The organism is Bradyrhizobium sp. AZCC 1719 (assembly GCF_036924525.1).
Classification (GTDB): Bacteria; Pseudomonadota; Alphaproteobacteria; order Rhizobiales; family Xanthobacteraceae; genus Bradyrhizobium.
In genome coordinates this window covers 1,004,235-1,016,708 of record NZ_JAZHRU010000001.1, presented here as the reverse complement: position 1 = coordinate 1,016,708, position 12,474 = coordinate 1,004,235, and the positions used below count along the sequence as shown (strand labels likewise).

Sequence of the window (12,474 nt, the reverse complement as noted above, 5' to 3'; positions counted from 1 at the left end):
GACAATGAGTGCAGACATCACGGCCGGTCCGGCGGCCGGCGCGGCTTCCACTGCGTTTCCACGTTACGAACAGACGTTCCCGGTGCTCACCCATCACGAGATCGCGCGCATGCGCCGATTCGGGGAGCTTCGGGCCTACAGGGACGGCGAAACCCTGTTCGAGACCGGCAAGGTCGGCCCCGGCATGTTCGTGGTGCTGTCGGGCACGGTCGCGATCACCCAGCGCGACGGCCTCGGCCATATCACGCCCGTCATCGACCAGGGTCCGGGACAGTTTCTGGCCGAGATCGGACAACTCTCCGGGCGCGTCGCGCTGGTCGACGGCCATGCCGAGGGCGATGTCGAAACGCTGCTGATCCCGCCGGACCAGTTGCGCGCGCTTTTGGTCGCGGAAGCCGAACTCGGCGAGCGCATCATGCGCGCGCTGATCCTGCGCCGGGTCAGCCTGATCCAGGGCGGCGTCGGCGGGCCGGTGCTGATCGGCCCGTCCTCCCTCGGCGACACGGCGCGGCTGCAGAATTTCCTGGCACGCAACGGCCAGCCGCACCACGTGCTCGATCCCGCAAGCGACAAGGACGCGGCCGATCTCGTCGCGCGCTATTCGGCCTCGCGGGCCGACCTGCCGCTGGTGGTGTGTCCTGACGGCACCGTGCTGCGTAATCCGTCGGAGACGTCGCTGGCGTTGGCGGTTGGCATGATCACCAACCATGCGCATGAGAGGCTCTATGATGTGGCGGTTGTCGGCGGCGGTCCCGCCGGTCTCGCCACTGCGGTTTATGCCGCCTCCGAAGGATTGTCGGTGGCGGTATTCGACGCGCGGGCGTTCGGCGGCCAGGCCGGCGCCAGCGCGCGCATCGAAAACTATCTGGGTTTTCCGACCGGCATTTCGGGGCAGGCGCTCGCGGGCCGTGCCTACAATCAGGCGCAGAAATTTGGCGCCGAAATGCTGATACCAGTTTCGATCCGGTCGCTGGATTGCTCGCAGCGCGACGGCGTATTCGCGCTGGCCACCGAATGCGGGCAGTCGCTGCGCGCCAAATCCATCGTGGTGGCGAGCGGGGCGCGTTACCGGCGGCCGGAGATCGAAAATCTCGACACATTTGAAGGCCGCGGCGTCTGGTACTGGGCCTCGCCGATCGAGGCCAAGCTGTGCGTGGGCCAGGATGTCGTGTTGGTCGGCGGCGGCAATTCCGCCGGCCAGGCCGCGGTGTTTCTGTCCGGCCATGCGCGCAAGGTCTACATGATCATCCGCGGCGGCGGGCTGGGCGCCAGCATGTCGCGCTATCTGATCGAGCGGATCGAGGCGGCGCCCAATATCGAACTGGTCTTCAACGCCGAGGTGATTGCGGTCGAAGGCGGCGGCGATGGATCGCTTGAACGCGTGCGCTGGAAGAGCCGGCTGGCGCCCGAACAGCACAGTTTTGATGTGCGTAACCTGTTTTTGTTCGTCGGCGCCGACCCGGCGACCCATTGGCTGGACGGCTGCGGCGTCGCGCTCGACCGCGCGGGCTTTGTCGTGACGGGGGCGCAGTCCGAGCGGAATCTCGGCCGCCAGGTGCCGCCCCTGGAAACCTCGGTGCCCGGCGTGTTCGCGGTCGGCGACGTGCGCTCCGGCTCGGTCAAGCGCGTCGGCGGCGCGATCGGCGAGGGCGCGCAGGTGGTCGCCGCGCTGCATGGCTATCTCGCCGACACCGCGAAGCCGTCGCTATGATACGGCGTGGCTGCCGTCGTTTGTGACGGCAGTGCAAATATTTCGTGCATCATACAACTTTTGTCGATGCGGATGAATTGACGCACATGCCTGCCTTGCCGAAGCCGCACGCGATGCGTGTGGAAATTATTCGCGCCGCGTCGTAACGTTTAGAAGATTTCCAACGAAGGGGGCGCATCATGATTTTAGGTATGAGTTTGGCGACATTCGTTCTCGTGCACGTCATCATCAGCCTGATCGCCATCGTCGCGGGAATCATCGTGATGTTCGGAATGCTCGGCTCGAAGCGGATGCCGGGCCTCACTGCGATCTTCCTGGTGTTCACGATCCTGACCAGCGCGTCAGGATTTCCGATTCCGCCTCTACTGTCCGAAAAGCTGTTGCCGTCGCACATGATCGGCATTCTCTCGCTGGTGCTGCTGGCGATCGCCTGTTTCGCGCTTTACGGCATGAAGCTTAACGGTGCCTGGCGCTGGATCTACGCGCTGACCGCGCTGGTATCGCTCTATCTCAACGTGTTCGTGCTGGTGATCCAGTCGTTCCTCAAAGTGCCGACGCTGCATGCGCTGGCGCCGAGCGTGCCGCCGGCCGAGCCGCCGTTCGCCATCGTCCAGGGCATCGTGCTGGTCTTCTTCGTCGTCGTGATCATCGGCGTGCTCCGGCGATACCAGCCGACGCCAACATAGGCCGGGCTCTGGTATCATCTGCCAAGGCTAGTCCGCACATCGCAATCAAACACGTCAGCTTCCGGGCCAAGCAATGACGCGTGCTCGGGGATGACGGCATAACAAGAGGAGAATTCGTAATGCCCACCATCACCACCAAAGACGGTGTCGAGATCTTCTACAAGGATTGGGGCAAGGGTCAGCCCATCGTGTTCAGCCACGGCTGGCCGCTGTCGGCGGACGATTGGGATGCGCAGATGCTGTTCTTCCTGAACAACGGCTTTCGGGTCATCGCCCATGACCGCCGCGGCCACGGCCGCTCCAGCCAGGTGGCCGACGGCCACGACATGGATCACTACGCCGACGATCTCGCGGCGCTGACGGCGCATCTCGATCTCAAAGGTGCCGTTCATGTCGGCCATTCCACCGGCGGTGGCGAGGTGGTGCATTACATCGCCCGCCACGGCGAGAGCCGGGTGGCGAAGGCGGCGATCCTCAGCGCAGTGCCGCCGCTGATGGTGCAGACCCCTAGCAACCCGGGCGGACTGCCCAAGGAAGTGTTTGACGGCTTTCAAGCGCAGCTCGCGGCGAGCCGCACGAACTTCTATCGCGATATCGCGGCCGGTCCGTTCTACGGCTACAACCGGCCGGGCGCCAAGCCGTCGGAGGCCGTCATCGAGAATTGGTGGCGCCAGGGCATGATGGGCGGCGCCAAGGCGCATTACGACGGCATCGTCGCTTTCTCGCAGACCGACTTCACCGAGGACCTCAAGAAGATCAATGTGCCGGTCTTGGTGATGCACGGCGACGACGACCAGATCGTTCCTTACGAAGACTCCGCGCCGCTCTCGGCAAAGCTTCTGAAGAACGGCACGCTGAAGACCTACAAGGGCTTTCCGCACGGCATGCCGACCACGGAGGCGGCCACCATCAACGCCGATTTGCTGGCGTTTATCAAAGCCTGACGGTCATTCCGGGGCGCTCACGAAGTGAGCGAACCCGGAATCTCGAGATTCCGGGTTCGATGCTTCGCATCGCCCCGGAATGACGGCTGGCGGTTACGCCCCACCCCATCAAATCGCCGTAAATATCGCGGCTTCTGCTGCGGACGCACGCGCACATAATTTGTGCATAGCGAGGGAGGCGTGGCATGGACCGCATTCGTATTGTCGGCGGCAACAAGCTCAACGGCACCATCGCGATTTCGGGCGCGAAGAACGCTGCCCTCCCGCTGATGATCGCAGCGCTGCTCACGGAGGAAACGCTGATCCTCGACAACGTGCCGCGGCTTGCCGACGTCGCGCAGTTGCAGCGCATCCTCGGCAACCATGGCGTCGACATCATGTCGGCGGGCAAGCGGCAGGGCGACGGCCAGTATCAGGGCCAGACCCTGCACATCTCCGCCGCCAACATCATCGACACGACAGCGCCTTACGAGCTGGTGTCGCGGATGCGCGCCAGCTTCTGGGTGATCGCGCCGCTGTTGGCGCGCATGCATGAAGCGAAAGTCTCGCTGCCGGGCGGCTGCGCCATCGGTACGAGGCCAGTCGATCTTTTGATCATGGCGCTGGAGAAGCTCGGCGCTGAACTCGCCATCGATGGCGGCTATGTGGTGGCCAAAGCGCCCGGCGGCCTGCGCGGGGCTGCGATCGATTTTCCCAAGGTGACGGTGAGCGGCACCCATGTCGCGGTGATGGCGGCAACGCTGGCCAAGGGCACGACTGTTATCACCAACGCCGCCTGCGAGCCCGAAATCACCGACGTTGCCGACTGCCTGAACAAGATGGGCGCGCGCATCACCGGCGCCGGCACGCCGCAGATCGTGGTCGAGGGCGTCGAGAAGCTGCACGGCGCCCGCCACACGGTGCTGCCTGACCGGATCGAGGCCGGCACCTATGCGATGGCCGTCGCCATGACCGGCGGCGACGTCCAGCTTTCCGGCGCCCGCCCCGAACTCCTGCAGTCGGCGCTCGACGTGCTGGCGCAGGCCGGCGCCAAGATTACCGTCAACAATGACGGCATTCGTGTCGCCAGAAACGGCGGCCCGATAAAGCCGGTGACGGTGTCGACCGCACCGTTTCCCGGTTTTCCGACCGACCTGCAGGCGCAACTGATGGCGCTGATGGCCTGCGCCGGCGGTTCCTCGCAGATCACCGAGACCATCTTCGAGAACCGCTTCATGCATGTGCAGGAACTGGCGCGGTTCGGTGCGCGGATATCGCTGGATGGCGAGACGGCGACCATCGACGGCATCGCAAAGCTGCGCGGCGCGCCTGTGATGGCGACCGATTTGCGGGCGTCGGTTTCGCTGGTTATCGCAGGCCTTGCCGCCGAGGGCGAAACCATGGTCAACCGCATCTATCACCTCGACCGTGGATTCGAGCGGCTGGAGGAAAAACTTTCGGCCTGCGGTGCGTTGATCCAGCGCATCAGTGATTAGAGCACCATCGAGGATCTTATGCCGGCGCCCGACCCGCTCAAACTGATTGCGCTCGACGCCGACGATCTCGCCGTCATATCGGCCCATGTGCAGGACGCCCGCGTGGCGGCCTCCGATATCGTCTGGCGGCAAGGCGAAAAGCGGCTGGTGGTCGGCATGAGCCGGCTGGACTGGGAGCAGACGCTGTCAGGTGGAACTGAACCGCGCCGCTTGATCGCGGCGCTGCGCTTCGACCGGGTGCTGGCTTGCAAATCGCGCAACATCGATCTGCAGCGGCGTGAAGCGATGCTGGAACTGGTCGGGATCGAATTCCACCCGGGCGAGGCCCCCGGCGGCAGCGCGCTTCTCCTGTTCAGCCATGGCGAGGCGCTGCGGCTGGACCTCGAGTGCCTGGAATGCGAGCTGACCGACCTCGGCACCGACGATCTCGGCACCAGCGACCTCGCCATCGCGCCCCTGGGGCCGGAGGGATAGGGGACGTCATTCCGGGGCGATGCGAAGCATCGAACCCGGAATCTCGAGATTCCGGGTCTGGTCCTTGCGGACCATCCCGGAATGACGGCGCATCCATCCCCAAAGGGTTGACGGCCCTTGGCCGCCGCGCCATTGAGCAGGGGCCTCCGACGTCTCTCAGAAAGCCGCCATGCCCGTCCGCCTGGATACCAGCAGCGCCGATTTCGGTTCACGATTCAAGCAATTCCTCGCCGCCAAGCGCGAGGTGTCGGCCGATGTCGAGCGCGCCACACGGGCGATTGTCGACGACGTGGCCGCGCGCGGCGACGCCGCCCTGATCGAGGCGACCAAAAAATTCGACCGGCTCGAGCTTGCGGCCTCAGGCCTGCGCGTGACCGCAGTCGAGATCGACGCGGCCGTGAAGGCCTGCGACGCCGCGACCGTCGATGCGCTGAAATTCGCCCGCGACCGGATCGAGGCCTTCCACCAGCGGCAGTTACCGAAAGACGAGCGCTTCACCGATCCCCTCGGCGTCGAGCTCGGCTGGCGCTGGAGCGCGGTCGATGCGGTCGGCCTCTACGTGCCCGGCGGCACGGCGGCCTATCCGTCCTCGGTCTTGATGAACGCGGTGCCGGCCAAGGTCGCCGGCGTGCCGCGCGTCGTCATGGTGGTGCCGTCGCCGGACGGCAAGCTCAATCCGCTGGTGCTGGCGGCCGCCGATCTCGGCGGCGTCTCCGAGATCTATCGCGTCGGCGGCGCGCAGGCGGTGGCGGCGCTGGCTTACGGCACGGCGACGATCGCGCCGGTCGCAAAAATCGTCGGCCCCGGCAACGCCTATGTCGCCGCCGCCAAGCGGCTGGTGTTCGGCAAGGTCGGCATCGACATGATCGCCGGTCCCTCGGAAGTGCTCGTGATTGCCGACGACACCTCCAATGCCGGCTGGATCGCCGCCGATCTGCTGGCGCAGGCCGAACATGACGCCAGCGCCCAGTCGATCCTGATCACCGACAGCGCAGACCTGGCCACCGAGGTCGAGCGCGCGGTGGAGTCGCAACTCGCGACGCTGCCCCGCGCCGAGATCGCGCGGGCCTCGTGGAACGATTTCGGCGCCATCATCATAGTGAAAGAGCTCGACGAAGCGGTCGAGCTCGCCAACGCGATCGCCGCCGAGCATCTCGAAATCATGACCGCGGATGCGGAAGCGCTCTCGGCAAAGGTCCGCAACGCCGGCGCGATCTTCCTCGGCCCTCATACGCCGGAAGCGATCGGCGATTATGTCGGCGGCTCCAACCACGTCTTGCCCACCGCGCGCTCGGCGCGGTTCTCGTCGGGGCTCGGCGTGCTAGACTTTATGAAGCGCACTTCGATTCTCAAATGCGGGCCGGACCAGTTGCGCGCGCTGGGGCCTGCCGCGATGACCTTGGGCAAGGCCGAGGGTCTGGATGCCCATTCACGCTCCGTCGGATTGCGCCTCAATTTGCCATGAACAAGCCGCCGCCAGACGATGACCAGCACAACCGCATCGTCGCGGTGACGCTCGACGAGGAATCGATCGGGCGTTCCGGCCCCGATATCGAGCATGAGCGGGCGATTGCGATCTACGACCTGATCGAGCAGAACCTGTTCGCGCCGGAAGGGACGGTGCAGGGGCCGTACACGCTGCACATCGCCATCACCGGCAACCGGCTGATGTTCGACATCCGCCAAGAGGACGGCACGCCCGTGGTGGCGCATTTGCTGTCGCTGACGCCGTTCCGGCGGATTGTGAAGGACTATTTCATGATCTGCGACAGCTACTACCAGGCGATCCGCACCGCCACGCCTGACAAGATCGAAGCGATCGACATGGGCCGCCGCGGCATCCATGACGAAGGCTCGCGCACGCTGCAGGAGCGGCTGAAAGGCAAGGTTCGCATCGATTTCGAAACCGCCCGCCGCCTGTTCACGCTGATCTGCGTGCTGCACTGGAAGGGGCAGGACGCATGATGCCGCACGGCCGGATTTCCTGACGCATGGAGGCGTCGCCCCGCGCGCGCAATCCGCAGGCCGTGCTGTTCGCATGCGGGCTGAACAGCGTGCGTTCGCCGATGGCGGCGAGCCTGTTGCAGCAGATGTTCCCGCAAGGACTCTATGTGAAATCCGCCGGCGTCAAGAAGGGCGAACTCGATCCGTTCGCGGTCGCCGTGATGGCCGAACTCGGCCAGGATATTTCCGGCCACAAGCCGATCACGTTCGAGGAGCTCGAGGATTGGGAAGGGCTCAATTTCGACCTCATCATCACGCTGTCGCCGGAAGCCCACCACAAGGCGCTGGAACTGACGCGTACGCATGCCGCCGATGTCGAATACTGGCCGACGCCGGACCCGACCGACGCGGAAGGCAACCGCGAGCAAAAGCTCGCCGCCTATCGCGACGTCTGCGACGGCCTATCGATGCGCATCCGCCGTCGCTTCGCCAAGGCGGGCGCCGCGAGCGGATAGCTATCGTTGGTGAACGCGGGACGGCGTTCCCCGGACGGCCTGTCTAAACCCTCCCTTGGAGGGGTCCGAGACGAGCGAAGCTCGCTCGTGGGTCGCCGCGTAGCGGCGGGGTGGGGTGACGGTCGCTCCACGTCCAACAATGCCCGAGTGGAGAGATCACCCCACCCCGTCTCGCATTTCGCTGCGCTCCATGCGAGCCGACCCTCCCCCTCCAGGGGAGGGTACGCACCGCGTCCGGGACACGAAAGCTTCATCTGGGTCGGGCAGAAACGAAAGCGCACTCAATCACTTGTTCCCCGGTTGTGGAATGGAGTGCCTTCCGATAGGTTCCGCGCGCGCGATCCACCCGAATCCTTAATCTCCCCGACACATCCAGCATGCTTGGCCGTCCCAAACTCGTTCTTGCTTCCGGTTCGCCGCGGCGGCTCAGCCTGCTCAACCAGGCCGGCATCGAGCCCGATGCGCTGCGCCCGGCCGACGTCGACGAGACCCCGAAGCGGGGCGAGCTGCCGCGCGCCTGCGCCAACCGCCTGGCGCGGGCCAAGGCCGATGCGGCGCTGAAATCGGTCCACCTCGACGACGAGCTGCGCGGCGCCTTCATCCTGGCCGCCGATACCGTGGTCGCGGTCGGCCGGCGCATTCTGCCGAAGGCCAATCTGGTGGATGAGGCCGCGCAGTGCCTGCGGCTGCTCTCGGGCCGCAATCACCGCGTCTACACTGCGATCTGCCTGGTGACGCCGAAGGAGGCGTTCCGCCAACGCCTGATCGAAACCCGCGTGCGCTTCAAGCGTTTGAGCGAGGATGACATCCAGGCCTATATCGGCTCCGGCGAATGGCGCGGCAAAGCCGGCGGCTATGCCGTGCAGGGCATCGCCGGCTCCTTCGTGGTCAAGATGGTCGGCTCCTACAGCAACGTCGTCGGGCTACCGCTCTACGAATCGGTCACGCTGCTCGGCGGGGAGGGCTTCCCGATCCGATTCGGCTGGCTCAATGCCAATTGACGGCCCCAAGGATAGCCCGAAGAACGGCCCAAAGGATACCGGCGCGCCCAAGCCGCCAGCAAAACCCTGCCCGGTCTGCGGCAAGCCGGCCGACCCGGCCACGCTCCCGTTCTGTTCCAAACGCTGCCGCGACGTCGACCTGAACCGCTGGCTTTCCGGTCGCTACGTCATCCCCGGCCGCCCCACCGACCCCGAAGACGCGGAATAGCCTTGATTCGCCAAATATTTGGGGACGAGTCCGAAGGAGGGCGGCGCCCAGCGAAGCCAACGGCGAAGCTGGGTGGACACATCCCTCCGACCTCTCTATAAACCGCCCGCTCGGTGCGGCCCTTGGGCCTTCGAGTATGCCCAGGTAGCTCAGTTGGTAGAGCATGCGACTGAAAATCGCAGTGTCGGTGGTTCGATCCCGCCCCTGGGCACCATCAAGTTCCGTTTAGCCCGCTTCCTGAAAATGCTCGCCGAGCAAAGGCTCGTCCCGGCGTGCTCGCAGAGCGAAGCCGCCCCTGACACCAACCCGCCGCAGCCTCACTTCGACCGGCTGTGAGTTAGTCTCTGGGCTTGAGCTCGGACGACGAAATCCAACCATCATCAGCATGTGGCGGGTAGCGGAAGCGCTGGATGTCCCGGTTAAATCATTCTTTGAGACAGAGCGGTCTCGCTCAAAGCTAACCGACTCTCGGTTGCAGCGGCGCCCCCGCGCTATGGTCCTGATCGCTACCGGCCCCATAAGGCGACCAGGGCACACGCGAAACCTATCGCTAGGATGGCCGCAGCCGTTACGGTGACCAAGTCAACTGACCAGGGATGGGCCCGTCCGCCAATTAAGTCGAAGTGTCTGGAGTGTGCTTTGTCCCGATATGTCTGAAGGCGCATGGCACGCACTCCTCTGTGCGCGTTGGATCGTCATTCAATCGGCGACTGCCAAGACAGTTCCTCGTGAGGCACCGCGGCCACCTGTCGCGAATCCGTCCGGATTACCCGACCAACGATTTGCACCGGGCCACCGGGCCCGCACCGGTTCAATTTGGGTGTGCCCTAAGTGAATTGCCCAAAGCTTGGTTCAATAAATCTAACCCGCCCCTGGGCACCATCAACTTCCGTTTAGCCCGCGTCCTGAAAATGCCCGCCGAGCGCGGTGAAAACCGCTAATTGGGCGTCGAAAGCACGCTTGTATGCGGGCCGCCCTTCGCCGCGGGCGACATAGGCGGAGAGGTTTGGATATTCGTCCAGGATACCCGATCCTTTCAGCCTGAGCAGCACCGTCACCATCAGCAGGTCACCAGCGCTGAACGCACCGTCAAGCCAGTCAGCGTCGCCAAGGCGACCGGAAAGATCGCCCAACCGTTTCCGAATGCTGTCCTCGAGGGCGCGCAGGCGCTGCTCGAACCAGGGCTGGTCGCGCTCAAGGATCTTGACGAGGGAGAGGTCGAAGACCGGCGGCTCCACCGTGTTGAGCGCGGCAAACATCCACGCGATCGCGCGCGCCCGGGCATTCGCATCGTCTGGCAGCAGTCCCGCATGGCGCTCGGCGATATGGAGCACGATGGCCCCCGACTCGAACAGGACGAGATCGCCTTCTTCATAGGTCGGAATCTGCCCGAAAGGATGAAGCGCTCGATGCGCGGGTTCCTTCATCGCTTTGAACGAAAGAAGGCGAACGTCATAAGGCTGGCCCACTTCTTCGAGCGCCCAGCGAACGCGCATGTCACGCGCCAGACCCTTGCCGCGGTCGGGCGACCGTTCAAAGGCTGTGATGGTGGGGGTCATTGCCATGCTCCGGGAGATTGCATGACGCTGTCGAGAGTTAGGCGCGTGATTGCGACGATCTTTCTCATGGTTACGTGTCCGGTTCTTGCGCTTAGTATCTAGAGGACGAACGACCGGCGTGGCCTCCGACAACTTACCTCGTTTTTGACCACCGGATTTCGCGGTCAGCGCTCCAAGCGCCAGCCCCGGCCGTTACCAGGCCCGGACAGCTAGCGGACTAGGAGGGTTGATTGCGAAACGTGCGGTCACTCCGTTTTCGTTTGTCAAATGACGGAGTGCCCGCTGTTAGGCGCGATCGGGATGCGCACGCAGGGGTGGAACCGAACACGAGTTCAGTGTCGGCAACCGGACATTGCATCACAATGCCTCGATCGCGCTAAAAGATCACAATAGCGCCCGGTCGATGGCCTACAGCGGCGAACCTTGGTTGGCGCGATCCAGCGATCCCTTGTTCTCGGCCGAAATACCGCGAGAAGGACAACGCGCCGATTCCGCGATAGCGGAGCGACGCGGCGCCTAATCCATGCCGGCGCGTGCCGGGTGCAACATCTGCCATATGTGCAGGCCGGCGTCGCTGGCCGCCCGACCTGCTGAGCAAAGAGCAGGAGGCTCTCATGTCCACAGCGTTCCGCGTGGTTCTCGAAGGCACTCAGGAAGTCCCCCCGAACAACTCGACCGCAAGCGGTCTTGGCACCGTCATCTTTGACAGCACGGAAATTGCCGCGAGCTATACGTTTCAGATCGAGGGCGTCGATTATGGCCCGATTACGGGCGGTCCCGCCCAGACGCCGTCGACCGATGACGACGTCATCTCCACGCATTTTCACAATGAAGTGCGAGGAGTAAACGGGCCCGTTGTCTTCGGGCAGATCAACCCGGCACAGGACGAAGATGATCTCAACATCGCCCTGAATACGGATGGCTCCTGGACGGTAAGCGGTCGATGGGAGACGACGGACCCCGCCAGCGTTCCAATCACCGACTTCGCCGACGAACTCGGCTCAGCTCCGGTGGGAACGGAGATCCCGATCTATTTCAACGTTCATACGAACCAATTTCAAGGAGGCGAGATCCGGGGTCAGTTGATCGCAATCGCAGACGATAACGACAATGTTGTCGTCGGAACGCCGGGCGACGATTTTCTTCCCGGGCTCGGCGGCAATGACATCATCCGTGGCCTTGCCGGCAACGACAGGCTTGAAGGCGGCGACGGCGACGACATTATCAGGGGCGGCCAGGGAGACGACGCTATCAATACAGGCGCTGGCAATGACCTGGTCTTCGGCGGTCGCGGCAACGACACCGTTGTCGGCATGGCCGGAAGAGATACAGTCTTCGGTGGTGCCGGCGATGACTCCATCATCTGGAACGACCCTACGGGCGATGTCGTGTTTGGAGAGGCGGGCAATGACACGCTGCGAGGCGGCGACGTTGCCGCCGACACGATCTTCGGGGGTAACGGTGACGACCTCATCCGGGCAGTCGCCAACCAGCAGTTGGCGGATCACGCGCCCGACCGTCTGTTCGGAGACCGCGGGAATGACACCATCTTCGGCGGCAATGCTGGTGATACGATCGAAGGCGGCGCCGGCGACGACAACCTCGCAGGTTTAGGTGGAGCCGATCAGTTTATCTTTCGTGAGACTGAACCAGGCAGTGATACCATTACCGACTTCGACGTAACGCAGGACGTCGTGGTGTTGGAAGGCTTTGGAGCCGACTTCGACCCGCTGGACAATCTGAGCGCGGGAGCTTCGGGCACCACCCTTGATCTCGGCGGGGACAATCAGGTACTGTTCTTGGGTCTCCTTCCGAACGAGTTGAACGCCGCGAATTTCCTCGTGACCGCTTGAGGTCGCGGAGGCGGGCCGGATCTACGGCCCGCCTCCGGCACGCCTGTTGGCGCCGCTTGTCGTCGCGCTCAATCACCGCGATTGGGCCTCCGCCGCGAGAATGT

General features: G+C 64.2%; 12 protein-coding genes and 1 tRNA gene. 12 read left to right on the top strand and 1 reads right to left on the bottom strand.

Annotation, left to right across the window (positions count from 1 at the left end; translation table 11 throughout):
- Positions 1–4: 4 nt before the first annotated feature.
- From V1292_RS04905 to V1292_RS04855, 11 genes are all read left to right on the top strand, one after another.
- Complete coding sequence (locus tag V1292_RS04905; RefSeq protein WP_334370700.1) at positions 5–1,711, top strand: FAD-dependent oxidoreductase; 1,707 nt, start codon at positions 5–7, stop codon at positions 1,709–1,711.
- A gap of 179 nt (positions 1,712–1,890) precedes the next feature.
- On the top strand, positions 1,891–2,397 hold the full coding sequence (locus tag V1292_RS04900) for a hypothetical protein (RefSeq protein ID WP_334370699.1): 507 nt from the start codon (positions 1,891–1,893) through the stop codon (positions 2,395–2,397).
- A gap of 119 nt (positions 2,398–2,516) precedes the next feature.
- A complete protein-coding gene (locus V1292_RS04895) occupies positions 2,517–3,341 on the top strand; it encodes an alpha/beta fold hydrolase (RefSeq protein WP_334370697.1) in 825 nt (274 codons plus the stop codon).
- A 185-nt stretch (positions 3,342–3,526) separates the two neighbouring features.
- Entirely contained in the window at positions 3,527–4,816 is a 1,290-nt protein-coding gene (gene murA, locus V1292_RS04890; protein WP_334370695.1) for a UDP-N-acetylglucosamine 1-carboxyvinyltransferase, read from the top strand.
- Between the two features lie 18 nt (positions 4,817–4,834).
- Positions 4,835–5,290, top strand: a complete 456-nt coding sequence (locus V1292_RS04885; protein ID WP_334370694.1) for a DUF2948 family protein — start codon at positions 4,835–4,837, stop codon at positions 5,288–5,290.
- 169 nt (positions 5,291–5,459) lie between these two features.
- Positions 5,460–6,755: a histidinol dehydrogenase gene (gene hisD / locus V1292_RS04880; RefSeq protein ID WP_334370692.1), complete on the top strand. Its 1,296-nt coding sequence runs from the start codon at positions 5,460–5,462 to the stop codon at positions 6,753–6,755.
- Positions 6,752–7,255, top strand: a complete 504-nt coding sequence (locus V1292_RS04875; RefSeq protein WP_334370690.1) for a UPF0262 family protein — start codon at positions 6,752–6,754, stop codon at positions 7,253–7,255. The genes hisD and V1292_RS04875 overlap by 4 nt, the downstream gene beginning before the upstream one ends.
- A gap of 26 nt (positions 7,256–7,281) precedes the next feature.
- Positions 7,282–7,749 carry an arsenate-mycothiol transferase ArsC gene (locus tag V1292_RS04870; RefSeq protein WP_334370688.1) on the top strand — a complete coding sequence of 156 codons (468 nt, stop codon included), beginning with the start codon at positions 7,282–7,284 and terminating at the stop codon, positions 7,747–7,749.
- Between the two features lie 377 nt (positions 7,750–8,126).
- Entirely contained in the window at positions 8,127–8,750 is a 624-nt protein-coding gene (locus V1292_RS04865; RefSeq protein ID WP_334370687.1) for a Maf-like protein, read from the top strand.
- Positions 8,740–8,958 carry a DNA gyrase inhibitor YacG gene (yacG, locus tag V1292_RS04860; RefSeq protein ID WP_334370685.1) on the top strand — a complete coding sequence of 73 codons (219 nt, stop codon included), beginning with the start codon at positions 8,740–8,742 and terminating at the stop codon, positions 8,956–8,958. Before V1292_RS04865 ends, yacG begins: the two co-directional genes overlap by 11 nt.
- Positions 8,959–9,096: 138 nt before the next feature.
- Positions 9,097–9,172, top strand: a tRNA-Phe gene (locus V1292_RS04855).
- A gap of 679 nt (positions 9,173–9,851) precedes the next feature.
- Here V1292_RS04855 and V1292_RS04850 read toward each other — a convergent pair.
- Positions 9,852–10,517 (bottom strand): glutathione S-transferase family protein, encoded by a 666-nt coding sequence (locus V1292_RS04850; RefSeq protein WP_334370684.1) that lies wholly within the window; start codon positions 10,515–10,517, stop codon positions 9,852–9,854.
- A gap of 614 nt (positions 10,518–11,131) precedes the next feature.
- On the opposite strand from V1292_RS04850, the gene V1292_RS04845 reads away from it, so the two are divergent.
- Positions 11,132–12,370: a CHRD domain-containing protein gene (locus V1292_RS04845; RefSeq protein WP_334370682.1), complete on the top strand. Its 1,239-nt coding sequence runs from the start codon at positions 11,132–11,134 to the stop codon at positions 12,368–12,370.
- Positions 12,371–12,474: the final 104 nt, after the last annotated feature.